The following is a 24,456-nucleotide window of genomic DNA, read 5'->3' as shown; positions in this document are numbered from 1 at the left end:
CCCGCAAGCGGAGAACGAGGCTGGGACGCCTGGATGATCGGCAGTCAGCGGAATGACCTATTGTGAAGTACCGAAGGCTGTGGCGATGGCCTGCAAGCAGCGCAGGCGTGACACCTCACGCAACCGCTCCAGCCCAAGCGCCATCCGCATGGTCTGAAGGGCCTCGACCTCCGAGGTTGTCTCTTTGAGGGCACGGCGGGCCAGGGCGACCAACTCCTCGATCGGCACCTCGAAGGGATCGCGGGACTCACCCGGCGCGGGATCCCGAAACACGCTCCAAGCGCGAGGCGCAACCCCAGGCGGCCAGACGAAGACCAGATCACGCTCCCGGGTGAGCACGGTGCCACGCGGCAAGGTAGCGTGCACCGCGTCCCTGATTTTACGACCGGTCCGCTGGAAGCCATGGGCGCGGGCAGCACGCTGGGCCAGGACATCGTCCCGGATTGGGCCCTCGGCCTGCAGCACAGCTTCAACCAGCCTCATGAGCCGCGGCCGGTAGTCCTCATCATAAAACCGATCGGGATACAGGTCTTTCATCGCCTCAAGCGGCGCGGCCTGCTGGGCTGAATGATCGGCCGCGGCGAAAACGGCCGAATAGCCGGCTGCGTAAATAGGCCTCCCCGCTGGCAGTCCGGCGTTGGTTTCCGCCGTGCCGTCCGGCGCAACTACCGCCTCATGAAGTGGTGCATCCTCCACCCCGCGTTCCGCCGCGCTTTCTGCCAACTCTGCGCTATCGGCCGCCGGCTGCCCGGCTTCGCACGGAGGAGCGTCAACCGCCCGCGCCTGACGCGTCGTCTCGAGCAGCCCTGTAAGGGCCATGTGGACCCTGTCGGTCTCCCGCTGGGCATTGGTCCACCAGTCAGTCGACCAGATGCGGAGGATCCGCCAACCAAGCCCCTCCAGCACCGCTTGGCGAAGCCGGTCGCGATCCCTGGCCGACGCGGAGCGATGGTAGGTTGCCCCATCGCACTCCACGCCAGCAAGGAAGGCGCCGGGCGCGTCCGGATCCACGATGCCCAGATCCACCCGGAAGCCGGAGACGCCGATCTGCGGGTGGATCGCCCAACCGCGGTTCCGGAGCCGCTCGGCTACCGCCGCCTCAAAGGGACTCTCGAAATCACCGAGCGGGCCGGTCGAGGCCGTGGCGAAGGCCCGGACCCCATGCTCCGCGAAGGTCAGGAACTGCTTCAGGTGGGCGACACCTGTCGCCGAGGTCCGGGCGAGATCGATATGCTCGGGCCGAAGACTGCCGAACACCAGCAGTGCCTCGCGGGCCCGGGTCACCGCCACGTTCAGCCGTCGCTCGCCGCCGGACTGGTTTAGCGGGCCGAAATTCATGGCGACCCTGCCGGTCGCATCCGGCCCGTAGGTGAGGGAGAAGATGACGACGTCACGCTCTTCGCCCTGCACCCCCTCCAGGTTTTTAACCATGACGGGCTCGGCGAGCTCGTCCGAGAAAAAGTGCTCAAGCGAGGGGTCGTCGCGTCGTGCCTCGTCGAGCAGATTTTCGACCAGCGCCTGCTGCTCGGCATTAAATGTGACGATGCCGATCGAGTGCTCGGGCCCGCCAGCGGCGATGCCGCGCAGCCGGCTGATCACCTCGGCCACGACGGCTCGGGCCTCGGCCTGGTTGGTCCGGGCACTGGCCCGGGCATAGATGCCGTCGGCGACATGCCGGTAGCGGACCGCCGTGTCCTTCAGGACGGGGGAGGGGAAGGTGACCAGCCGCCCGCCATAGTACTGATGGTTCGAGAAAGCGATCAGTCCTTCGTGGCGGCTCCGGTAGTGCCAGGTCAACTCGATGCTGGAGATGCCCGCGCCGAGGCACTCGTCCAGGATGGACTCCAGGTCCTCGGTCTCAACCTCGATCTTCTCTTCGCCGCTGGTGACCTCCTCCCCATCTGGGATGGCCCGCTCGAAGAAGCGCGTGGGCGGAAGCTGCTTCGGGTCGCCAACCACGATTACCTGGCGGCCGCGACCGATGGCGCCGATCGCGTCCCAGGTTGGGATCTGGCTGGCCTCGTCGAAGATCACCACGTCGAACTGCGCCGCATCCGCCGGCAGGTGCTGCGCCACGGAGAGCGGACTCATCATTAGGCAGGGCGTCAGCCTCCGGAGGGCTTGCGGCATGCGCGTCAGCAGCTGGCGGACGGGCAGGTGCCTCTGCCGCTTGGCCAACTCGCGCGTCAGCACCGCGAACTCCGGACTCTTTTGCCGCTCCATCGGTCCCGGGACGCCGCCAGCGATGCGTGCCCGGGCGACCCTCGCTGCCAGATCGAGCATCTTTCGATCAAGCACCCTGAAGCGCTGGATGCGCTGCTCATGGGTTGCGGCAACGAAAGAACGCAGCCGAGGAAGATCGTCGGCTGCGACGCCGATCCACCAGCGGGCATAGTTCGCCTCAAAGACCCGCACGGCATCGGGAGGTGCGAAAGTCCCGTTCTCCATGGCGGCGAGGAGCGAGGCGAGGCCGAATGCCTCTGCTTTCTGGACAATGCCGCGCCAAGCGCACCAATCCCGCAGGTGCCGCGCGCTGGCTGCCCAGCCATTGAAATGGGCGGCGAGCGTCTTCGGCCAATCGGACACGCCCTCAGCCACCACCGAACCTGCCTGGCGTCCACAAAGTGGCGCCAGCGCCGCTAGCGCAACCCTGGCCTCCGCCATTGCCATCCGTAGGCGCTGGAGGGGGCCACCTACGGCGCCAGCCTGACCGAGAAGGTCAGCGCCTTCACCAAGCAGCCGCCGAACATGGTCACGGAGCGCCAGCAGGGCGAGAGTGTCCGGCGCACAGGCAGCCGTTGCGGCGCGAATGGCACTTGCCGTGCTCGCCGACTCCTTCACTTTCTCAAAGTCGGTCTGCAGGCCCCGCCAACGCCGGCCAAGCACGGGAGCCAGCACCTCAGCGAGCGAGGTGAACTCGGCCTCCTTCGCCTTCATGGCGACCAGCGTCTCAAGGTCCGGGACCGGATCCTCCGGGACCTTCGCCACGGCCGATGACAGCCGCGCCTTCACCGCTTTCTGCCCGGACCGCCGGGCGAGCCACCACCGGCCACTCGCTTCACGCCATTCCGCCAGCAAGGACTCGAGCGGGAGGTCCTTCGCGCTAGGGTTCCACTGGGTCGAGAGCCGGACAGCTAGCGCGGCGTGTTCGCCGGCAACCGCCGCCGCGGCATGGAGCGTCTTGAAGGCTTCTTGGGCACCATCGCTAAGGGCCCAGGCCGCCTCCGGTGCTGCAGGGTTCAGCAGCAGAGTGGTGAGCGCGTCGAGTGCCTCCACTGTCTGGCGAGTTAGGGACAACTCGGCGGGCAGGGAGAGGGCACGAGTGACCGGCCCGACCGCCTCCTGCAGCCCTAGGAGTGCCTGCGATGCCACCCGTGAGGCCTCGACGATGTTCGCCTGCCAAGTCGGGGCCCAGTCCGTCCGGTTGATTCCCGCCAACGCCGCGCAGGCGGTGATGTCTCCAAGCCGAGCCAGGGTTGCCGCAGCGTCCTCCACGGCCTGCACCAGCCGCTGGTAGTCGCCGGCATCGTGGGCGTCCGCCCCCGGCCAGGAGAAGGGCACCTCCGGCACGCCGCCGGTTTCTGCCCGCAGGATACAGCCGATCGCCTTATAGGGTGTCCAGCCGTTCCGGCCCCTGCGGTGCAACTCGCGGACGTAGCCGTTCAGCTCGGCCCGAAGCTCCGCGGCCTCCCGGCCCGCGCCGGACCACTCGGCCATGTCGAACGCCTCGCGGGCCTGCTGCGCCCGCCCGAGTTGTTCCAACACGGCCATCTTCGAGGCTTTGGAGGAGAACAGGTCGAGGCAGAAGTCCCCGAGGCCGACCTGACGCAGCCGGCGCTGCACCACCTCCAGCGCCGCCCGCTTCTCGGCGACGAATAGCACGCTCCGCCCCTGGGCCAGGGTGTTGGCGATGATGTTCGTGATGGTCTGGCTCTTACCCGTGCCCGGCGGGCCGATGAGGACGAAGCTCTCGCCGCGTGCTGCCGCGGCGACGGCGCGAAGCTGGGAGCTATCGGCCTCCATGGGACAAGCGAGCTCGGCCAGGCCCGGCTCGTCATCCAACGCAGCACCGCCATGATCCCTATCGCCACCATGAGCGCTGGGGACCGCGGCAGGCTCGCCCTCCTCCGTCTTCGCCGGCCCGTCCATCAGGCGCCGGGCGACTTCGCTCGCGCGCAGCGCGTCGGCGCGGTCCGCGAGGTCCTTCCACATCAGGTACTTGGTGAAGGACAGGTTCGTCAGCGCGACCTCGTCGGTCACCTCCCAAAGGGGAATGTCCCGCGCCTTCCGGCGGAAGGCATCCAAGATGGCCTTAACATCGAGGCCGGAGCCATCCTCCGGGGCCGCAGCCTCAAGGTCGGGCAACCGGATACCGAACTCCTGCTTAAGGAGCTCGAGCAGCGTCGAATTCACCCGCGTCTCATCGTCATGCGCCCGGAGCTGGAATCCCGACCGGACGCTTGGCCGTTCCAGCACCACAGGCACCAGGACCAGCGGCGCCCTGAAGGGCTTCTCCTTGCCCTTCGGCCGCCAGAGGAGGGCGCCTATCGTCAGGTAGAGGGTGTTCGACCCGCCCTCCTGCTGCGCGGCGCGGGCCGTGCGGTAGACCTCGGTCAACGAGGCCTGCAGCTTCTCCTCCTCCAGGGCGACCAGCAACTCGCGCCTAGCGAGAGCGTCCCGGGCGAAGGCCTGGTTGGCCTCCTCCTGCAGCCGATCGCGGTGGAGGCGGGCATTACGGGGATCGCTCCCGGACATCAGGTCCGGCCAGGGCCGGAAGCGGAGCGGCGACGCCCTCGTTGCGCCCCGCATCTCGGCCAGCATGTCCTCCAGCCTCGCCGGATCGTGGCAGTCGATCGAGAGAGCCTGCTTGCCGCCGAGGCGGAGGTTCAGCAGCCGGTTCCGGCCGCTAAGGTCCAGCAGGCGCTTCCGCCAGCGGGCTAGCCGGTCACCTGCCGTCGCAGGCGCAGCTTCCGGCTCCGGCTCATCGTCGTCGCGGAGGGGAGGGGCTTCCTCGATGGGCGGTGGCCCCGCGGTGGGTGCCTCGCCATCTAGGCCCTGTGCCAGGCCTCGGGCGTAGCCACCGGCGGGCGCGCTGAGTGGTCGGATCCGGCGCTGCCGGGCGCGGTGGACGTCGATCACTGCTTCGAACTGATCATCCTTCCCGACAGCAATGTGGTCGGCGCCGGCGGCGCAGGCCCGCTTGAAGCCTGGGGCGGGCGAGTGGCAGCAAAGGGTGGTCTCGAAGAGCAAGAGATCGTTGAGCGCGAGGCGGGTCCGGAGGCTCGGCGCATCATCCGCGACTGAGGCGCCGAAGTCGTGCTTGGAAAGCCACACGCCGGCAAAGGCATGGCCCTTCGTCAGCACGATCAGCGGCCGGAAGCCGACATGTTCCAGGCATGCGGCAAAGAAGACCGACAGGTCGAGGCAGGTGCCAAGCCGCTCCTCCAGAAGCTGGCGCGGCGGCCTGATCCGCTGGCCTTCCTGCTCGAAGGACGGAGGCGGGTTCACATAGCGAATGTCGAGCGAGCAGACCGCGCTCCAGACGGCCGCGGCCTGCTCCCAGAGGCGCTGCTTCGTGGTCGCCTGGTAGCCTTCCAGGCCGTCCGGCTTGCTCTGCTTGCGAAGCAGGTCCGAAGCTTTCCGGAGAACGCCGGCGATGGCCGGGTCGTTGGGCTCGACGAAGGCCGCCAGCAGGTCGGGGATGCTCGCGTTCCCGCCCCACTCGTTGTGGGCTAGGAAACGGATGTCCCGCTTGGCTTGGGCCAGCACCCGCCCCTCTGCGCGGGCGTTGAAGGTGACCGAGCCGCGCACGCTCTCGGTCAGGGAGGCCAGCCAGGGGCCGTCGAGCGTGAGGTCGAGGTTGTCGAGGGCCCGCATCTGGCCAGGCCCGACCTGTGCCAGCCGCCAGCTCTTCGGCACGATCGCTGGCGGAGTGCTCTCCACATCGATCACCACGTCTCCGAGGCGCTCCTCCCCATCGTTCACCAGGGTAAGTTCCGAGAGGACCGGGACGTGATTAGACCAGAGCGCGACGTTGATCGCTGGCTGGACGACGGCCGAAAGGGACACCTGGGAGACAGGCGAGTGCGCTTCAGCAACTTCTGCAGAACGCGCCGTCGCTGCGCCGTCCTGTTCGGCCACGATTGAGGACAACGATTCTTCCAAGGCCACCGCTGCTCCTAATTTCTGCCCTCCTCCGAATCCGCGACCTTACCTAGCACCAAGGGCTAGAGGCTGATGGTTGGAGCAGCCAGAGGAGCGGAGTGATTATAGGAAGCAGCCAAAACTCCAAGTAGCAAATTGGGCAGAAGAACCGAACCAAAAGCGGCTTCAGCCCCCTAGACTGCATAGCTTGTAGGCGCTCATCTAGCGGCCGGCGCTGATCTGAACCGTAGTGCTGGATCGCGGCTACTGGCGCTTCCGAAGCGTTCGGACAAAGCGGTGACTGGGCCTTCAGGGTGGAGGGGACAGGCCCCAGCCTCACCCTACTTGAAGCCGTCGAGACCCGCGGCCAGTGCAACAAGGTGGCTTCGGGATGCTCTGACCCGATCCGGAACATCCCTTCGGGCACCGGCAGCAGCCGGTGCAGGTCAGCGGGCAGGCCCGGCTCTCGCACGAGAGCTCGGCCACGAGCCACATCCACTCCTCGACCGCCGTCTGCAGCTGGCCGGCCAGGATGCGGGCGCTTTGAAGGCTGAGGCTGCGGGTAAGCGGCGGCACGACCAACAGTTGGAACCAGTCCTCCTCGGTGCAGCCAAGGCCGTGCTGCCACGCGGCGCCATCCCGGGGCGGGCGCACCCTCGGTGCCATGACAGATCGGCGGAGACTTCTCTGTTTAGTTAGAAAAACAACAACCAAATCAAAAGCTTAAACGATCCAGACTGATCGGCAGCAAGATCGGCATTCATATAGATTGGGTCTATAAAATTTAGCAGCTTATCAGTAGTTTAAGCCTGCACGAAGACCGGCATCCCGAACCGCATGACTATCATCGAGGCCCCGTCGCGCATCGAGCCCTGCCTCTTGGAGGAGGCGGGCATGCCACTGCTCGACCTCGTGGCCTCCCTCGCAAGCGCCAGCGCCGACCTCGGCCGACGCCTTCATCCGCGCTCGGCGGCCAGCCTCGCGGACCTCGTCCGCATCATGAATTGCTACTACTCGAACCTCATCGAGGGCCACAACACGCGCCCGCGCGACATTGAGGCCGCGCTGCGCGGGCACCTTGAGGAGGAGGACGGCCGGCGTAGCCTCCAGCTCGAGGCGCGCGCCCACATCCGCCTGCAGGAGGAGATCGACCGCAGCTTCGCCGCGGGCGATCTTCCCGAGCCTGCCTCGGCCGACTTTATCCGCTGGCTGCACCGCGAGTTCTACCGCGGCGCTCCTGACGCGATGCTGGTCATCCGGGCACACGGCCGCGAACTCCGCATGGTACCCGGCGAGTTCCGCGCGCGGTCTGGGGAGGAGCTGGAGGTCGGGCGGCATCTCCCGCCCTCGCCGGACCGCGTCGTGGACTTCATGGCCTACTTCGAGCGGCGATACCAGTTGGAGCCGCTCGGCGGTGGCGCGCGCATCCTTGCACTCCCGGCTGCGCACCACCGGCTCAACTTCATCCACCCCTTCCTCGATGGGAACGGCCGAGTGAGCCGGCTGGTGAGCCACGCGATGGCGCTGGAGGCAGGTATCGGGGCGCACGGGCTTTGGTCAGTCTCGCGAGGCCTCGCGCGCGGCCTGAAAAGCCGCGGCGAGTACAAGCGGATGATGGACCACGCCGACATGCCGCGGCAGGGCGACCTGGATGGGCGCGGCAACCTTTCCCGTCGGGCGCTGGTGGAGTTCACCGCTTGGTTCCTCGAGGTCTGCCTGGATCAGGTGCGCTTCATGACCGCGATGTTCGAGCTCGACACGCTCGTCGGCCGGCTGCGCGCCTACGCCGATCGGCAGCGCTTCCGGCCTGAGGCCGTGTCCCTGCTGGAGCAGGTGCTGCACCGCGGCGAGGTGCCGCGTGGCGAGGCGGAGGTGATCACCGGTCTGCGGGAGCGTGCGGCACGGTCGCTGCTGTCCTTGCTGGTGTCCGACGGCATCCTCGGCTCCGACACGCCGAAAGGACCAGTGTCGCTGCGTTTCCCGGTCGGCGCGGTGGAGGTGCTCTTCCCGAGCCTATTCCCCGAGCTCTGACCGGGTCGGCCGTGGAGAATAGAAGTTTCTGTGTATCGGGCCGTACAATGCCGCTGAGGGAGCCATCGTATGCCGAGACGCAAACAGCCCTCGATCTTGGATGGGTAGGGCGTCTAGTCAGCCGACCAAAAGCCCAGCCAGAACAGGCCGGGGCGCGCTTCGGCAACTGGCCGCGCTTCGGCACCGGCAACTCGACCACATGCCGCAGCGCCTCGGTCGTGCCCCGGTGCGACCACAGCCAGGCCCGCGCCTCCGGATGCTTGGGCCGAGCCGGAGCACGGCCGCCGGCACCAGCAGCAGACGGCGCAGGTCGAGTGGGCAGGCCCGGCTCTGGATGGCCGGCGGACCAGTCGAGCCCGCGCAGGCGGTGCTGCTGGCCGATGGCGGCCAGCCGGCGCTCGAGCGCCGAGCGGGACCAGCGAGGCGAGGTAGACGGCGACGGCCGCCGGCTCGGACGGCAATGGGCGCAGCGGGCGGCGCTGCACCAGCCGCAAAAATGCGCCCAGTCGCAGCATAGGCGCGCCGCGTCTCGGGCGCGAGCGCCTGCCAAGCATAGGTCTGGGCCGAGGCCAGGGCCGCGGCGCCAGCCGGGGCGAGGCCTTGCCCCCTGATCCGTCGGCAACGCCGCCGGCAGTCCGGCCTCCACCGCGACCTCGACCACCCCTTTGTCCATAGTCCCCGGTCACACCTAGAAGCAGGCGGTTTCCCGCCATTGCGGCAGGCCTCTCCTCCCTTGTGGTAAGGGGGAGTTATCGCAAGTTAGAGCTGATGGGTAAGGCTGGGGCGGTACGGCAAGGGAGCTCGTGGAGTTAGGATGGTCAGACGTTCGAACCGCCGCACACTACTGTTCCTTCTACAGCTTTCGGGCTGTCGGCGATCCGACTAGGAACGGACTCCCAACACAAGCGGATGGCGCCTGGGCCCTCCCTGTCAGGACGCCTCCAGCCTCAACGGTGTCCGCATCCTCGGCGGCCAGCTGGGGATCGCGGCGGAGGAACGGACGACAAGCCCGATTGTACATTTCACCGCAGAAGTTCAGACGCCGTCAGGGCCGCTCCAGCGCGTCGGCCAGTTCACCAAGCAGGCCGCGCAGGGTTGCCATCTGGCCGGGCGCGAGCCGGGCGGCAAAATCCGCCTCGACTTCCCGGCTCAGCCGCACCAGCGTCTCGGATACCGCATGGCCCCGCCGGGTCAGGCGGACGAGCTTGGCCCGCCCGTCCGCCGGGTCTGGCGCGACCGAGACATAGCCCGCCGCGGCGAGCGCCTCGACGAGATAAGCCATGCTCTGTTTCGTCAGCCCTGCCCGCTCGGCCAGGTCGCTCACCCGCGAGCCTGATCCGGCGATGTGCCGTAAGACAGCGCTGTGAGCCGGGCGGATATCGGGAAAGCCCTGCGCGGCGAGCCCGCCGTAGACGCGCTCCGACAGCCGCTCATAGGGGAGGCGCAGGAGGTACCCGATCGTCCGCTCCGTCGCGCTGATGGTCCGCTCGTCCATGGATGAGGCTTGACATGTAGTCAGATGGCCTGTCCATATTGGGCAGACATTCTGTCCACCTGGTGTGGCGCGGATGATCGGGAGCCAGACATGAGCGAGTCCATCGGCACGATGCAGGCCGGCAACCACCTCTCCCTGCCGGGAATGGGCCGCATAGAGGAGGTGTTGGGCACCAGCCTGACGTAAGCGTCCGGTGATGCGGCGCCCGGCCGTCAAATTGCTGCAGGTTCAGTGTTGCTTGGCAGGTTCCACGGCAGGAGTTCAGCGACGCGGCTGACGGGATGGTCGGCGATGCGCTCCAATACGTGGTGGAGATAGGCCTCCGGGTCGAGACCGTTGAGCTTGGCGGTGGCGATCAGCGAGGCGATTGCCGCGGCACGATGGCCACCGGTGTCGGATCCGGCGAACAGCCAGTTCTTCCGGCCAAGGGCCAGTGGCCGGATCGCACGCTCGACCGGGTTGTTATCCACTTCCAGCCTGCCGTCCGCGACGTAGCGCGTCAGCGCCTCCCATCGGCTGCGGGCATAGCGGATGGCCACGGCAAGGTCGCTGCGGCCGGAGATCCGGCCGAGGGTCGCGTCGAGCCAGGTACGCAGGCTCTCGATGATTGGCCCGGCCCTGGCTTGGCGCTGCTTGGCCCGCTCGTCAGGCGGCTGGCCGCGGATGTCTTGTTCGATGGCATAGAGCAGGCCGATGCGCCGCACCGCCTCGGTCGCCAGCGGCGCCCGGCCGGTGGCGTGCAACTCGAAGAAGTAGCGTCGGACATGTGCCCAGCACGCCGCCTCCTGGACTCGGCCACCATCGTACAGGCCGCCGAACCCGCTGTAGCCATCGGCCTGCAGCACCCCGCGGAACCCGGCAAGGTGCGCCTTAGGATGCTCGGCCCGGCGGTCCGGGCTGTAGCGGTAGAGCACGGCGGGCGGGATCGTGCTGCCATGCGGCCGCTCGTCGCGGAGATAGGCCCAGAGCCTGCCGGTGCTGGTCCTGCCGAGACCGGGGGCGAGGACCGGCACCGGCGTGTCGTCGGCATGCAGCACGGCGCCCGCCAGGACGTGCCGGGCCAAGGCGTCCAGCAGCGGCCGCAGCAGCGCCGCCGACTGGCCGACCCAATCGGCGAGCGTCGAGCGCTGCAGGTCGACGCCGTCGCGGGCGTAGATCTCGCTCTGGCGGTAGAGCGGCAGGTGGTCGGCGTATTTGGCCACCAGCACGTGGGCAAGCAGGCTCGCCGTGGCACGGCCGCGGCGGATCGGCAGGCTCGGCGCCGGAGCCTGACTGATGGCCTCGCAGCCGCGGCAGGAGAACTTCGGCCGGACATGGCGGAGCACGCGGAACCGGCCCGGCAGGTAGTCCAAGACCTCGGTCACGTCCTCACCGAGGCGGCGCAGCGTACCGCCGCAGGCCGCACAGGCATGGGCCTCGACACCGTGCTCGACCACCTCACGCGGCAGGTGCTCCGGCAGCGAGCGGCGGGCAGGCTTGCAGCGCTCTGGCTTGGCCACGGTGTCCGCCGGGTCCTCGGCCGGTGGCAGGGTGGGCGCCTCCGCCTCCAGCTCCTCGAGCGCCAGCTCCAGTTGATCGGCCTCGGCCGCCAGCCGCTCCGACGAGCGGCCGAACTGCATGCGGCGCAGCCGGGCGAGCTGGAGCCGGAGCCGCTCGATCAGCCCGCGCTGGTCGGCCAGCGCCGCGGCCTGCGCCAGCACGATGGCGCGCAGCGCGTCGACGTCGTCAGGCAGGGCAGCGGGATCGATGACCACGACGGCATGATCCCCGACGCCGCCGCGTCGCGGCGAATGAATCCCGTGCGAGCCGACGCTACCCCGCCATCTCCGGCCGCCAGGTCCGGGTGGGCATGCGCCAGTCGATGCCCTCCAGCAGCATCGAGAGCTGCGCAGGCGTCAGCGACACCACGCCATCCTTAGCCTGCGGCCAGACATAGTGACCGCGCTCCAGCCGCTTGGCGTAGAGCACCAGGCCCTGTCCATCCCACCACAGCGCCTTGACCAGGTCGCCGCGGCGGCCGCGGAACACGAACAGCTGCCCGCTGAACGGATCCTGCCCGAGCGCCTCCTGCACCTGCCGCGCCAGCCCGTCGAAGCCGCGCCGCATGTCGGTCGAGCCCGCGGCCAGCCAGACCCGCACCCCCGGCGGTGGTCCCGGGATCACCCGCGCAGCGCCGCCAGCACCCGCCGCAGGGCGACAAGGCCGACCTCCTCGCCCACCCGCAGCCGGATGCCGTCGGGCAGCTCAATCTCGATCGCTGCAGCCTTGCGGGATGGTGGCGGCGTGGGCTCCGGCTCCGGCAGGGGCTCGTCCCGGCGGTCGACATCGGCGACGCGGACCGGCACGAACTCCGGCGTTGGTTCAGCCACCAGCAGGCCATCCCGGGCCTGTCGTCGCCACTGAAACACCAGACTGCGGTAGACGCCGTGCCGGGCCGCCACCTCTGCCACCTGCACGCCAGGCGCCTCGCATTCGGCCAGGATGCGGAGCTTGTCCGCTACGCTCCAACGCCGACGCCGCTCACGCCCGGTGATGATCTCGACCGTCCCGATGCTCATGACCTTACAGACGACCTTACGCCCGACATTAAGGCCGCCAGCCTCAACGGACGCTACAAGCCAGGGAAGGCGGTGCAGGCCGGACGCTTACAGCCTGACCTACAAGGCGGAGGCGGCCGAGACCGGCGGCCGGCTGGTCTGCGTCGAGATCAGCGTGCCGCCCGGCGTGGGCATTCCGCCGCACCGGCACCGCAACGAGGACGAGGCATTCTATGTGCTGGCGGGGTGCGTCATCATCGAGGGCGATGACTGCGGCGTGGGTGGAGTCAGCCTCGAGGCCGGCGGCTTCTTCTATGGCCCGCGCGGCCGGGTCCATGGCTTCCGCTGCGGTGGGACGGACGCGGCCAGGCTGCTGGTTCTCGTCACGCCGGGCACGGGGACCGGCGCCATGTTCGCCGAACTGGCCGAGCTCGGACCCCGGATGGGCGAGCGGATGGACCCGGCACAGGTTGCTGCGGTGTGCGGCCGCTACGGCGTCACCTTTGTAAGGCCCTAAGCTCCAGGTATGGGTGCGGGCAAGCACGATGGCCTGGTTTGACTGGAAGCAGACTGACCGCTTCTGGAGCGTGAGCGACGAGAAAACTCGAGGGCCAAGCCCGTCTGTCAGGCCCAGCCGAGTTCCTTGAGCGCGTAGCCATCGTTCCAGACTTTGGTCATATGCGTGATCTTTCCGCCTCGGAACTGCATGACGTAGACGTAGTCCGTGCGCGTCGTCCTGCCGGTCGGCGGAACCGGGCCGCCCGCCTTGTGCGTGCCGATGAAGGTGGCGAAAGCGCAGACCTGCCCGCGCTCACGGTCCTCGGCAAAGGCCTTCAGCTCGTAGGTGCCGTCGGTCAGGACCGCGAGGATGCCTTTCATCCATTCGGTGTATTGCTGCAGCGTCTTCACATCGGCCAGGGCGCCCGCCTGCGCCGTGAAAGTTGCGTCCGGTGCGCAGTGGCCACGACATGCGTCCCATCCCTTACCGGCCTCGCAAGCTTCAAAGAACGCCCCCGCGATCTCCATGGTCGACATGGCATCCTCCCTGGCGCGCCGTTGCTCCAGCGCTACCTATGAGCCTATGCGTTTGGGATCGCGCACCTCAAGCGTCGTGGTCCGTGTCCACGCTGTGCCGCGCCCTTACCGACCTATGATGGCGCGTCACATCCGCCTGCCGCTCAGTGCAACCCGTCGGTCCTGCCGATCGCGACAGGTAGCTACGCTATGTTCCTCAGCGTCTGACCGGGAACATGTCGAGTGATTTCAGTGCGTTGATGTCGGAGTGTTGCCATTCTTCAGCGGGATTTCTTGAACCAACGCAGGTAAAACCCGCAGCCGGCGCCTCGGGGAATGTTTTCAAGATCGACGAAATGATCTCGGATGGACACTCAGGACCGCCGCTCCGTCTCAGTAGAACACTGACGGGAACCACGCGCCCTTTGGTTCGGAGTAGTCGCCGAGCGCCATCAGGGCCATGGGCTTTGCTACCCGTAGTCCCTGGGACAGGCACCAACGGAACAGGCTTGCCTGTCGGACCGGCAGCAGGAAGGAGACCGGCTCCTGGCTCACGCCTGAGGCTCCGGCAATAAGTGCCTGAAAATCGCGTTCCGATTGGCCGACGCCATGGTTCATAAGCCAAAGATTGGGCGCTGACATGTAGCCGCTCACCACCCCTTGGCGTTCGACCAAGACGGGACGAAATGCCTGCAAGGCCTCGCCGAGTTCGACCGAGCGCGTCGTGCCATAGACAGCGTTGCAGAGCCTCGTGCAGGCCGGGATGTCGTTCTCCGTCATCAACCGGGCATCGCTGGTCGCTTCACGGCAGCGCCCATGCATGAGCAACAGCGGTTCCTTGATCTCGAAACCCAGCGAGGCGTACAGGCCTACCGACTGCGTGTTGAAGGCATCTCCGCAAAGCCGCACCGGGGTGCCAGAGCCAGCATGTTCGAGCGCCGCTTCCATGAGCCGGCGGCCCACGCCTGCGCGCTGTTGCGGCGGATTGACGGTGATCGGGCCGATGGCGCGGATGGGATCGCCGAGATGCAGGAAGTTCGATCCGATAATTTGACCGTCCGTCTCGGCCACAACGACAAAGGTGTTGGGCGAGGCGATGAGGGTTGCGGCGAGACCGGCACCGGCCTCGTCGGACAGGATATCTGGTTCGAAGCCGTGCCGTTCCGCGATGCCGCGGAAGGCCGCATGCATGACGCGGCCACAGGCTTCGGCATCTGCGGCAATCGCTTGGCGAATTTGCACAGGCATCGATGCTGCCTCCCACACCCCAGCCTGCGCGGTTTCGAGGCTCGGCAGCAACAAAATACATCGGTTGCAGTGAAAGCAAGTGCTCCACTCCCCGTTGTAGTCGACGGCGCACGAGCAAGGCACCACCGACATTGCGGCGCGCCTTACAGTCCTCCGGGATGCGACACTTATCGCAAGTTAGATTGTCCTCGGGTTGAGGCGCCCTGGCAAAGTGCGGCCCGGGGCCGCTTTGCGGCGACGCCTTCAGCCCCCTCGCTTATCGCAGCAGCTGGTGACAGGTACCAGGAGCAGCAGGCCATGCAGCACCGATGACGCGCCGTCTCGCCTCCGTATCCGCACCTCAGCCATGGGCGCGCGGTGCGCACCCGCCTCACCGCGCCTTGATTCCGGCAATCCGGATAATCTCGGCGTATCGGGTGGTCTCCGCGGCAACGAAGCCGGCGAAACCGGTGACTGACCCCGGCATCGCCATCGCGCCTAGCGCGTCGAGGTCGCGCCGCAGGCTGGTGTCGCGCAGACCGGCATTCACTGCATCGTTCAGTCGCGCGACGACCTGATCGGGCGTGCCGCGCGGCGCGCAGATGCCGAACCAGGACCCGCCCTCGTAGCCGGGCAGCGTCTCGGCGACCGTCGGCAGGTCGGGCAGGGTCTCGGCCCGTGCCGGTCCCGTTGTCGCCAGGGCGACCAGTCGGCCAGCGCGGACATGCGGCATGGAGGAGGGCGCGGGGTCGAACATCACATCCGCCGCCCCGCGCAGCAGATCCGCCAGCGCCGCCGCCGAGCCAGGATACGCCACGAGGGCCAGCCGCACCCCAGCCATGTGCTGGAACAGCTCGATCGCGACATGCTGCGGCGTGCCGGTGCCGGCATAGGCGACCTTCACCTGCCCTGGGTTCGCCCGCGCATAGGCGATCATCTCCGGGACGGAGCGCGCCGGAACATTGGGATGCACCTCGACGATCAGTGGCACGCGGGCGATCCCGGCTATCGGAGCGATGTCGCGCCCGAAGTCGAAGTCGAGATTGGGGAACAGCGTCGTGTTGATGGTGTTCACCGGCCCACAGAGCAGCAGCGTGCCGCCATCAGGCGCCGCGCGCACCACCTGTCGCGTTGCGTCGTTGCCGCTCGCGCCGACCCGATTCTCGACCCGTACCGGCATGGCAAGCGCGGCCTCTATGGCAGGGGCGATCGTTCGCGCGGCCAGGTCGAGCGGCCCGCCGGGCGGGAAGCCAACGATGATCCGCACCTCCTCCGCCGGCATGGTCTGCGCCCGCAGCACCGAGGGAAGCTGGAGGGCGAGGCCCGTCCCCACCAGCGATCGTAACACCCGACGTCGTCCCGTGTTCATCCTGGACCTCCCTCGGCCGGCACCGCGGCCAGACAGGCCAGGGATAGGCGAGGGGGACCGCGCAGAACCATTGGGCAGCCAAGGCGAAATCGATATGCTGTGCGTATGGCACTCGACCTACGGCAGCTCCGCTACTTCGTCGCCGTCGCCGAGGAAGGGCATGTCACCCGCGCGGCCGAGCGGCTTGGGATGCAGCAGCCGCCGCTCAGCCAGCAGATCAAGGCGATGGAGGCGCAGCTCGGGCTGCAGCTGTTCCGCCGCCGGCCGCGCGGGGTGGAGCTGACGGAAAGCGGCCAAGTGCTGTTCAATGAGGCTCGGAGCATCCTCGCGCGGCTGGAACAGGCCGAGCGCGCCACCCAGAGCACGGCCCGCGGCGAGCAGGGCAGGCTGCGCATCGGCGTCGCCCCGACGGCGCCCTTCCATCCCTTCGTGCCCGCCGTCATCCGGGCCTTCCGTGAAGCCTGGCCGGAGGTCTCGGTGACGCTTGACGAATGCCTCAGCCGCCAGGCGGTACAGGGCCTAGCGGAAGCGAGGCTGGACGTCGCCTTTGTGCGGGCGGAGCTGCCCGATGCGCGCGAGCTGACGATCCACCGCCTGATCGAGGAGCCGATGGTTATCGCCATGCCAGCCGCGCACCCGCTCGCCGCAGGGCCAGCGCCGCTGCGGCGGCCGCTGCACGACTTCGCCGGGGAAGCCTTCATCGCCTTCGCCCGGGTGGACGGGCCGGGCATGTTCGAGACGACCATGGCGGCCTGCCATCGCGCCGGATTCACGCCGCGGCTCGGGCAGGAAGCTCCCCGCATCACCTCCACGCTGGGGTTGGTCGCGGTCGGGCTCGGCGTCGCGCTCGTCCCCGCCTCGATGCAGCGGGTCCATCTGGATGGCGTCGCCTATTGCAACCTCACGCCCGAGGAATGTCCGCTGGTGCCGCTCCACCTCGCCATCCAGCGCGGGGCAGGCTCGGCGGTGTTGCACAACTTCGTCGGCTTGGTGCGCCGTGAGGCGAGCGTCCTCGCTGACGAACCACCGCCGATAGCACCGGGGCGATAGTGTCGCCCCTCCACCGGCTTGATGTCTGCTCCGGGTCGGCTGCCGTGGGCTAACTGTCTGGTTGCAAGACGTCACTTGTGGCTTCGATGATGTCATGTGCCAAGGCGATGACGGACGATTCACGTCCCTGTTGAGGCTGCAGCGGCCTTGATGCGGGCGAGATGGCGAGTGCTAACGTGGCCCTGCCAGGCTCCAGGGAGGACACGATGACCGGGGAACCGACCCTCGCCGAACGCCTCGTTTCCCTTTGGGACCACCTGGGCCTCAGGACCGCGCATGTGGGGGCGCAGACTCCGGCCGACCTCAGCAGTTTCGTCAGCCGACATCCGGAGAGGATCGCCAGCCTGCTGCTGTGCGAGGCGCTGGGCATCGACCCGGGAAGTGTTCATCCCAGACCTTGGCCACGAATGGGACGGAATTGCCGCTCCGGGCCAGACACTGTTAGCGTGTCGGTATCGCTCATCGGGGGAGACCGCCATGACTAGGTCCGCGGACTATGTCTTCGGCGGCGAGCAGAACGAACTCGAGCGACTGCTCGGCCAAGCCGCCGACCTGAAGCCCGAAACGTCGTGGCTCCTCGACCGGATCGGCGTCGGGCGTGGCTGGCGTGCCGCTGACGTTGGCTGTGGGCCTATCGGAATCCTCGACCTACTGTCAGAGCACGTAGGGCCTGAGGGCGCGGTGGTCGGCGTGGAGCGGGAGCCCCGCTTCGCGGCAATGGCGCGCACCGAGATCGAGCGGCGCAGCTTGCAGAACGTCTTAATTGTTGAAGGAGACATGCTCGCCGCCGAGCTGGACGAGGGCTCTTTCGACCTGGTGCATGAGCGGCTCGTCCTCATCAATGTCCCGGAGGACGACCGAGGCTCGATCGTCGCGGCGATGCTGCGGCTCGCGCGCCCTGGTGGGACCCTTGCTCTCGAGAGCTGGGACCGCGCCTCCCACGTCTGCTACCCGGAGCATCCGGCGTGGCAGATCCTCAACGATGCTTACAGGGAGGCCGTCCGGACCACGATCGGGGCAGGGACGAGCGGGCGAACGCTGCCCTGGCTGCTCCGATCGGCCGGTGTGATCGACGTCCACACCAAGGTGCACGTCCGGGCCGTGGAGGTCGGCGACCGCCGCCGGACCCACCGCCTCGGGATCCTTGATGTGGCGAAAGCCAGGATCCTCGCCACCGGGCGCCTGAGCGAGGCCGAGTTCGACGCCCACAGGGCCGCCCTGGCCGAGCACCTCGCCAATCCCGACACGCTGCTGATTGACCAGCTCTTCGTCCAAGCGTGGGGGACAAAGCCGCGCTGAGCTCTGAAGTCCCCTTCACGGTACTTGCCGATAACGCCTTATACCAAGTCTCTGAGAGCGTGACTCGCTGGGGATTCCCAGGCTGGCGGCGCTCTGATTCAACGTGGCGAACAGGGGAGCTTCGCCATGCCCATCCCACTCCGAGTCGACTTTGACGCGGCCGGGCTTCGTGCTGCGGCTCGTCGGACCAAGGATGCAGCCCAGACCCGTCGCCTGTTGGCCTTGGCAGCCGTTTACGACGGAGTGTCGCGCACGGAGGCCGCCCGGATCGGCGGGGTGACGGTGCAGATCGTCCGGGACTGGGTTGTTCGGTTCAACGCCGAGGGCCCGGCTGGACTGGTTGACCGTAAGGCGCCGGGCCAGGCGTCACGGCTGACCAGTACCCATCGTGCGGCCCTGGCGGAGGTGCTGGAGAGCGGTCCGATACCCGCGGGTCCACGGCGTGGTGCGGTGGCGGCTGGTCGATCTCTGCCAGTGGCTGTGGGAGGAGCACCGGGTCACGGCCGCCAAGCAGACGATGAGCCGCGAGGTGCGGGCGCTCGGCTACCGCAAGCTCTCAGCGCGGCCGCGCCATTACGCGCAGGAGGAAGACGCCATCGAGAATCTTAAAAAACCTTCCCCGCCCGCCTGGAGGAAGTTGCGCGCCAGAGGGGCACCCCAGCTAAGGCCATAGAGGTCTGGTTCGCCGACGAGGCCAGAGTGGGACAGAAGAACAAGATTACCCGGCGCTGGGCCCGGCGCGGCACCCGGCCTGTAGCGCTGGCCGACCAGCGCACAGCCTCGACCTACATCTTCGGCGCCATCTGCCCCAAGGAGGGCAAGGCGGCAGGCCTCGTCCTGCACCGCTGCAACATCGCAGCCATGAGCCTGCACCTCGCCGAGATTGCTGCCGCTGTGGCGCCGAACGCGCATGCCGTGCTGCTGCTCGACCAAGCCGGGTGGCACTTGTCGGACAGGCTCGCGGTGCCGCCCAACATCACCCTCATCCCGCTGCCGCCCAAATGCCCAGAACTGAACCCGGTCGAGAACACTTGGCAGTTCATGCGGGACAACTGGCTCTCGAACCGGGTCTCCCGGTCCTACGACGACATCCTCGACCACTGTTGCCGAGCATGGAACAAGCTGGCCGAGCAGCCCTGAATCATCATGTCCATCAGGCTGCGCGACTGGGCACATCGGTTCTAATCAGAGGGATTTGGTATAAGCGGAAGATGCCGAGTAGATCCGGGTCAGGCGTATAGTTCGATCAGTCGCTCCGGAGACGGCGCCAAAGACACGGCGGTTTCAGCGCGCAAACCCGCCTCCCGCGCCATGGCGACGTATTCCACCTCGGTGAATGCGTCGCCGTGCTGCGTAGTGGCCACCATCATGAAGGCGAAGCTGGCGGGGATCGGGGGCGCGACCCGGTCGCTGTCCGGAACGAACTCGATGATGGCCGCCCGTCCGCCCGGGGCTAGGCTGTCGCGCACGCGACGCAGCATCGCCACACAAGAGGCATGGTCGAAGTGGTGTAGAATGTTAGGCAGCAGGACCAAATCATAGCCGCTGCCCCAGTTCACGCTGAACGCGTCGCCCGCCAGCGTCCGGTAGCGCTCGCCGACGCCGGCTTGGTCGGCGTTGCGGTCTGCCACGGCAACCACGTCACTCCAGTCCACCGCGACGACGCTCGCCCCTGCGCAAGCCTGCGCCACGCTGATCCCAAACATCCCCCCGCCCGCGGCTACGTCGAGCACCAGCCGCGGTGGCGCAGGCCAGGCGGCGACATGTGCGGCCGTGGCCTTTGCGGCGGCGATGGTGAATGGGGTCATGCTCTCGGCGAAGGTCACCCAGATTGGGTCGTCGGGCGTGGTGTTGGCCAACCCTTCGGACCCTCCCCGCCGGATGTAGCCGGCCGGGTCCTCAAGGAACAATCGGAGGAGCTCCGGTCCGGCCAGGAAGCGGATGATGCTTGCCATTGAGGTCGGGGAGCCGGGGTCGATGAATGTCCTGGTGACCGGCGCTTGATACCAAACTGTACCGGATTTCTCGAGGAAGCCAAGCACGGTTAGGTAGTCGCAGAGGATGCGCACCCCGCGCGTCGATGCGCCGACCTGTGCGGCGATGGCTTCGGCATCTGCCCCCGTGGGACCAATCGCCGCGAATAGCCCGATCTCGACGGCGGCTCTGATCGCTGCGGTCTTCTGGTAGGCCAGGACGGCGTCGACGAACAGCTGCGGCGTGGGCGGTAGCGCGCTTTCCTCGGCCATGGACGTGCCTCCCCAGCCACGGCGCCGCCGGATGCGCCCGGAGCGCCCGTCTTGGGGCCATGGCCGGGCGGACTCTAGCCGCACCCCTGCGAACAAACGCGATCACGTCCCCGGCAAAATATCGATCCGGCAGGCGGCTGCGGAGTGCTGCAGCCCGTGAGTCTTTTCGTCTGACGTTGACCGCGAGCCGGCCGCGGATGGGCCGCTGCCAGTGGGTCTGACCGGACGCTGGATTACCGCAAGCGCTTGTGGCCGCGCCGAACGGAAGCGGGTCGCTTCCAACAAAGGCTTATGAGACCTGTGCGCGGATGTGTTTGGACGCGACGCGGCGTGGACTGATTCGCTGCCTGTGCAGACGATGGAGGTCGACATGACGCGGCGGCGGATCGGTCAGGAAGATCTCATAGCACTTCCTGAGCCGCGTAGCGCAACTCCTGCAGCAGTCGCCGCATAAGCCGGTCCTCGTGACCGAGGCGGTGAACTTCGACCAGGACGACAAGCCGGTTGAGGTCAGCTCCGGCTGCTATGCCTCAGGCCGGGTGGCCTTAATGGCAATATCCTGAGCTCCTTCATTTCAGATCAGCAAGCAGGCAGAATGTTCGCATGCCTTCCAGCGGCGCAGGCGAAGGGAGACTTGTCGCATGTGAAGCGCCCTGTTCAGCACCTTCGACATAGCGTCAGCTCAGCGCAGTGGCTGGCGCGCTTCAGCCAATCTCTACGACAGAGCCGAAGCCGTGGCCGTCGAGAGGGTAGCCCTCCATCCGCAGCGTGCAGACATGGCCGCCCTTCTGGCAGTCGATGACGGCGCCGCGGCGGGCATAGGACGGGCCACCCAGCGGGCCCGCAGCTGCGGTCTGCTCCGGCTCGGGCCGGGCAGGTGCAGGAAGAGGTGCGAGGAACAGGCCGGGGGGCTGGCTGTCACTCACTCGCCGCGCTCCTGCAGATAATGCAGCAGGCCCTCAAGCCGCCTGACCTCCTGCGCCGCGTTGCGGATCTGCGTCCGGAATTTGTTCGGGTTATTCCCGTCGTAGTCGCCAAACCGCTCGACCCATGCCCGATGCTCAGAGCGCGCGGCCTCAAGTTCGGCGGCGACCTGATCGCTACGCTTTCCCGCTTGGTTATCGCTCATGCCTTGCCCTCCGGCGCCGCCAGCCACATCGGCTATCCCAACCACTGCCGCCAGAATGGCCGCCAGGCCTCGGCGAGCCCTCCCGCAGCGCCTTGACCTCGGCCTCAGACGCGGCGGCCCGGATCAAGGCGCCCTCCGCGCGGTCCCGCTCGCGGGCGGCGTCCGTCGCCGCTCTGGGTGGCGGCGGCCAAACGGATGGTGCCGCCTCCGGCTTCCGCAGGCCTAGCGCGCCGGCGCGGCGGCCAGGACGGGCCCATCGAGCCCCGCCCGGCCTTCGATGCGCCCAGCCAGGCGAGCGAGCTGGGTGGCCGTGCGGGCACCCGCCTGCGGGTCGCCCGTGGCGCACGCCTCCCGCGCCGCCGCCAGGTGGTGCGCGACCAGCGCGCGCTCGGCCACCGTCGCGTGCGGCAGCGCTGCTTCCAGCGCCGCCTCCGCGGGCTGGAGCGCCGCGTCGCAAACCGCGGTGAGCTGCTCGTTCACCGCCTCCGGGTCGCACGCCCCGGCAGGCCCGGCGGCGGCGAGTGCAGCGCTAACGGCGGCTAGGATCAGGCTGCGGCGCATGGGGGGCCTCCTCTCGTGTGTTGGGACGTCAACGGGCGCCGCCCGGCGCGGGCGCGGCCGGGCCGACCGGCTTGGACGGGCCCTCCGGCCCGAAGGTGCCGAGCCGGTAGGGGCCGGGCACGGTCTGGAAGGTCGCCGCGACGCGCCGTCCGGCGACGTCCACCACGCTGACCGTGTCGTCCAGCGCGTTGGGCACCAGCAGGAGGCGGCCGTCGCCCGTCATGGCCTGGTCGCGCCCGGCGTTGCCGGCGCCCACCGCGATCGAGGGCAGCTGCGCCGGCCGGCGCGGGTCGGAGACGTCGAACACCGCCAGCCAGCGGCTTTCGACCGCCGTCCCGCGCGGGGCGGGCAATGTGCCGAGCTGGAGGAACAGCGTCCGCCCGTCCGGCGCGGCGACGGGGTAGGTGGGCGAGGCGAACCGCTCCGGTCCGTCGGCGAGCGACCGCGTGCAGCCCGGGCCGTCGTAGAGGATCGGCACCTCCGCCGCCAGCGCCGGACCCGAGGCCTCGACCACGGCAAGCTGGCCGACCTGGCAGAGCCCGCCGCCACCGCGCAGGCCCCACTCGCGCGGCGAGCGCTGGGGCACGACCATGAAGGCGCCGCCTGGCAGGTCCTTGGCCGCGTTGCCACCAGTCCCGGAGGTCCGCACCCAACGCAGCGTCGGCTCGTCCGCGCCGGCGTCAACGGCGGCAACCTGGCCGGTGCCGGTGAGGAAGTGGAAGACCGCGCCGGTCGCGGCCGAGGTGCCGACGCCGTGCGGGGCGAGGGCGACGCCGGCGCGCCCGGTCGGGTCGCAGATCCGGTCCGGGGCGGAGCCGTCGAAGCCGAACTCGGCGGCGGAGAAGTGGCGCACCGCGCGCGGCTCGGCGGGGTCCGCATAGTCCACCACGGTCAGGACGCGGGCGCAGTCGCCGATGTTGGACACCACCGCGCGGGCGCGGCGGATCGAGAAGCCGGCCTTGTGGTGCCCGCGCCCGAGCCGCAGCTCGCCGAGTGGGCGAAGGTAGGCCGCCGAACCCGGGGTAGCGTCGATCAGCAGCATCGAGCTGTCGGCGGGGTCCTCGCCGGGCGGGGTGCGGGCCTCCTCACCGTCGTTGAGCACGACCAGGAGGCGGCGGCCGCCGGCCTCCGGCGGGAGGTAGGCGTGCACCGGGCGGGTGGCGCCGAGGGAGGAGGCGGGGAGGCGCGCGACCTCGCGCGGCGGGTCCGCGGCGAGGTCCACCAGCAGGATCTGGCCCGCGGCGGTGCTGGCCAGGGCGGCGATCCCCTCGCGCGTGACCTGGACGTCGCTGGAGGCGCCAGCGATGGGGAAGCGGGCGAGTTCCTGGCCAGTGGCGAGGTCGTGGACGGCCAGCGCGTCGCGGCCGGAGACGGCAGCCACCGTCCGGGCGGCGGGCTGCGCCGCGGCGGTCGCGGCGGGGAGCACGAGGAGGAGCGCGGCGGCAGCGCACCGGAGGCGAGCGGGCATGGGACGTTCTCCTCCACATGGGGACCGCGCGAGCGGCCCGGCCGCAGTAAGCCTACACCGCGTCCGGGGTACAGGGCACCCTAACTGAGGGGGCGGGCCGACCGCGGGCTGCCGATTCCCGGGGCCGGCGTGTTCGCCCCCGGGACCGCATCCATACCGATCAGAGGAACAACGCGATGCAGCGTCACGAACTCTCCGACCGCAAATGGGACCGCCTCGAGTCACAGCCGCGCCGGGTTCACGGCCGGGGCGATCAGGGGGTGGCAAGCCGAGGTGCGCGTGGGTCGAGGTGGCCAGGCGAAGTACTCGGACCTTGCGATCGCAACTGCCCTGACGCTGCGTGCCGTATTCCGCCTTGTGCTGCGCCAGACCGAGGGTCTGATCGGCTCCATTCTGCAGTTGCTCGGCCTCCGCCACCAACGTCCTGAACCGGATGCTGGATCTCGGACGGCCGAATTACATCCGGATCGCATGACCCCACGCCCGGCAGGGATCAATGCATCTGTACCGCCGACTGATGCAACACAATGGCTTGGCAACCCTTCCAGCGCAGTCTCTTGGCACACTGCTGGGGCGTGATGCCCGCTTCAAAGCGGCGCCGCGCTGCACTTCCGGTATCGCCGGGCTTTGGTACTACTCTGCCAAATTGAGTGGAACGGCACGGGGCAGCGGCGGCGTCTCAGCCATGAGATCCTGCGCCGAACACCTCGGCGTTGCCGATGCCATGGCGCCGGTGCGCATGGCCGGCGCCGCCAGCGTTCAGAGTGGCGCGACGCCCTCGCCGACCGTCGGCCGCTTCGCGCGCTAGATGTTTGATCCCAGGGTTTGATGGTGCAGTCTTCCAGCAGGCGTGGAAGGACGCGCTATGGGCCAAGTTCAGCATGGG

Annotated in this window: 20 protein-coding genes and 1 pseudogene; 8 read left to right on the top strand and 13 right to left on the bottom strand. The window is 68.4% G+C overall.

The features are described from left to right. Positions 1-57: 57 nt before the first annotated feature. Entirely contained in the window at positions 58-6,165 is a 6,108-nt protein-coding gene (locus JMJ55_RS28550) for a DUF3320 domain-containing protein (RefSeq protein ID WP_236034174.1), read from the bottom strand. Between the two features lie 873 nt (positions 6,166-7,038). Between JMJ55_RS28550 and JMJ55_RS28545 the strand changes: the two genes are divergently transcribed. Then, entirely contained in the window at positions 7,039-8,175 is a 1,137-nt protein-coding gene (locus JMJ55_RS28545; RefSeq protein WP_202829004.1) for a Fic family protein, read from the top strand. Between the two features lie 1,045 nt (positions 8,176-9,220). On the opposite strand, the gene JMJ55_RS28540 is transcribed toward JMJ55_RS28545, so the two are convergent. The 4 genes from JMJ55_RS28540 to tnpA form a co-directional block, all read right to left on the bottom strand. Then, positions 9,221-9,670, bottom strand: a complete 450-nt coding sequence (locus JMJ55_RS28540) for a MarR family winged helix-turn-helix transcriptional regulator (RefSeq protein WP_202829003.1) — start codon at positions 9,668-9,670, stop codon at positions 9,221-9,223. A 212-nt stretch (positions 9,671-9,882) separates the two neighbouring features. Beyond that, positions 9,883-11,424: an IS66 family transposase gene (gene tnpC, locus JMJ55_RS28535; protein ID WP_202829002.1), complete on the bottom strand. Its 1,542-nt coding sequence runs from the start codon at positions 11,422-11,424 to the stop codon at positions 9,883-9,885. Between the two features lie 58 nt (positions 11,425-11,482). Beyond that, entirely contained in the window at positions 11,483-11,833 is a 351-nt protein-coding gene (tnpB, locus tag JMJ55_RS28530; protein WP_043367443.1) for an IS66 family insertion sequence element accessory protein TnpB, read from the bottom strand. Then, positions 11,830-12,228, bottom strand: a complete 399-nt coding sequence (gene tnpA, locus JMJ55_RS28525) for an IS66-like element accessory protein TnpA (protein WP_043367441.1) — start codon at positions 12,226-12,228, stop codon at positions 11,830-11,832. Before tnpA ends, tnpB begins: the two co-directional genes overlap by 4 nt. On the opposite strand from tnpA, the gene JMJ55_RS28520 reads away from it, so the two are divergent. Next, positions 12,203-12,724, top strand: coding sequence for a cupin domain-containing protein (locus JMJ55_RS28520; RefSeq protein WP_236034172.1), 522 nt, complete (start codon positions 12,203-12,205; stop codon positions 12,722-12,724). The two genes, tnpA and JMJ55_RS28520, sit on opposite strands and share 26 nt — an antisense overlap. 107 nt (positions 12,725-12,831) lie before the next feature. Here JMJ55_RS28520 and JMJ55_RS28515 read toward each other — a convergent pair whose 3' ends face one another. The 3 genes from JMJ55_RS28515 to JMJ55_RS28505 form a co-directional block, all read right to left on the bottom strand. Beyond that, positions 12,832-13,242, bottom strand: coding sequence for a nuclear transport factor 2 family protein (locus JMJ55_RS28515; RefSeq protein ID WP_202829000.1), 411 nt, complete (start codon positions 13,240-13,242; stop codon positions 12,832-12,834). 372 nt (positions 13,243-13,614) lie between these two features. Continuing rightward, positions 13,615-14,469 (bottom strand): GNAT family N-acetyltransferase, encoded by an 855-nt coding sequence (locus JMJ55_RS28510; protein WP_202828999.1) that lies wholly within the window; start codon positions 14,467-14,469, stop codon positions 13,615-13,617. Between the two features lie 370 nt (positions 14,470-14,839). Continuing rightward, the gene (locus JMJ55_RS28505; protein ID WP_202828998.1) at positions 14,840-15,817 is read right to left on the bottom strand and encodes a Bug family tripartite tricarboxylate transporter substrate binding protein; all 978 of its coding nucleotides are present in this window, start codon (positions 15,815-15,817) and stop codon (positions 14,840-14,842) included. A 105-nt stretch (positions 15,818-15,922) separates the two neighbouring features. On the opposite strand from JMJ55_RS28505, the gene JMJ55_RS28500 reads away from it, so the two are divergent. From JMJ55_RS28500 to JMJ55_RS28490, 3 genes and pseudogenes are all read left to right on the top strand, one after another. Next, positions 15,923-16,867 carry a LysR substrate-binding domain-containing protein gene (locus tag JMJ55_RS28500; protein ID WP_202828997.1) on the top strand — a complete coding sequence of 315 codons (945 nt, stop codon included), beginning with the start codon at positions 15,923-15,925 and terminating at the stop codon, positions 16,865-16,867. Positions 16,868-17,344: 477 nt separating this feature from the next. Then, positions 17,345-18,166, top strand: a complete 822-nt coding sequence (locus JMJ55_RS28495; RefSeq protein ID WP_202828996.1) for a methyltransferase domain-containing protein — start codon at positions 17,345-17,347, stop codon at positions 18,164-18,166. A gap of 126 nt (positions 18,167-18,292) precedes the next feature. Further along, positions 18,293-19,306 (top strand): annotated as a pseudogene (locus JMJ55_RS28490) (IS630 family transposase). A gap of 89 nt (positions 19,307-19,395) precedes the next feature. Here the strand turns inward: JMJ55_RS28490 and JMJ55_RS28485 are convergent. Beyond that, positions 19,396-20,412, bottom strand: a complete 1,017-nt coding sequence (locus tag JMJ55_RS28485) for a methyltransferase (RefSeq protein WP_202828995.1) — start codon at positions 20,410-20,412, stop codon at positions 19,396-19,398. 413 nt (positions 20,413-20,825) lie between these two features. Here JMJ55_RS28485 and JMJ55_RS32225 point away from each other — a divergent pair, with 413 nt between their 5' ends. Continuing rightward, positions 20,826-20,975, top strand: coding sequence for a UTRA domain-containing protein (locus JMJ55_RS32225; protein WP_202829012.1), 150 nt, complete (start codon positions 20,826-20,828; stop codon positions 20,973-20,975). Between the two features lie 141 nt (positions 20,976-21,116). Here JMJ55_RS32225 and JMJ55_RS28475 read toward each other — a convergent pair whose 3' ends face one another. The 4 genes from JMJ55_RS28475 to JMJ55_RS28460 all read right to left on the bottom strand — a co-directional run bounded on the left by JMJ55_RS28475 (position 21,117) and on the right by JMJ55_RS28460 (position 23,570). Further along, positions 21,117-21,338 carry a hypothetical protein gene (locus JMJ55_RS28475; RefSeq protein WP_202828994.1) on the bottom strand — a complete coding sequence of 74 codons (222 nt, stop codon included), beginning with the start codon at positions 21,336-21,338 and terminating at the stop codon, positions 21,117-21,119. Beyond that, positions 21,335-21,541, bottom strand: a complete 207-nt coding sequence (locus tag JMJ55_RS28470) for a hypothetical protein (RefSeq protein WP_202828993.1) — start codon at positions 21,539-21,541, stop codon at positions 21,335-21,337. The genes JMJ55_RS28475 and JMJ55_RS28470 overlap by 4 nt, the downstream gene beginning before the upstream one ends. A 222-nt stretch (positions 21,542-21,763) precedes the next feature. Next, positions 21,764-22,102: a hypothetical protein gene (locus JMJ55_RS28465; protein ID WP_202828992.1), complete on the bottom strand. Its 339-nt coding sequence runs from the start codon at positions 22,100-22,102 to the stop codon at positions 21,764-21,766. Positions 22,103-22,130: 28 nt separating this feature from the next. Continuing rightward, positions 22,131-23,570 (bottom strand): YncE family protein, encoded by a 1,440-nt coding sequence (locus tag JMJ55_RS28460; RefSeq protein ID WP_202828991.1) that lies wholly within the window; start codon positions 23,568-23,570, stop codon positions 22,131-22,133. Positions 23,571-23,699: 129 nt separating this feature from the next. Between JMJ55_RS28460 and JMJ55_RS31810 the strand changes: the two genes are divergently transcribed. Together JMJ55_RS31810 and JMJ55_RS28450 are read left to right on the top strand one after the other, a co-directional pair. Continuing rightward, positions 23,700-24,149: a transposase gene (locus JMJ55_RS31810; RefSeq protein WP_407927572.1), complete on the top strand. Its 450-nt coding sequence runs from the start codon at positions 23,700-23,702 to the stop codon at positions 24,147-24,149. Continuing rightward, a complete protein-coding gene (locus tag JMJ55_RS28450; RefSeq protein ID WP_202829013.1) occupies positions 24,067-24,378 on the top strand; it encodes a hypothetical protein in 312 nt (103 codons plus the stop codon). The genes JMJ55_RS31810 and JMJ55_RS28450 overlap by 83 nt, the downstream gene beginning before the upstream one ends. Positions 24,379-24,456: the final 78 nt, after the last annotated feature.

The sequence above is a fragment of the Belnapia mucosa genome, assembly GCF_016775475.1.
Taxonomy (GTDB): Bacteria; Pseudomonadota; Alphaproteobacteria; order Acetobacterales; family Acetobacteraceae; genus Belnapia; species Belnapia mucosa.
The sequence above is the reverse complement of the archived record's forward strand: the minus strand, read 5'-3'. Positions and strand labels throughout refer to the sequence as shown.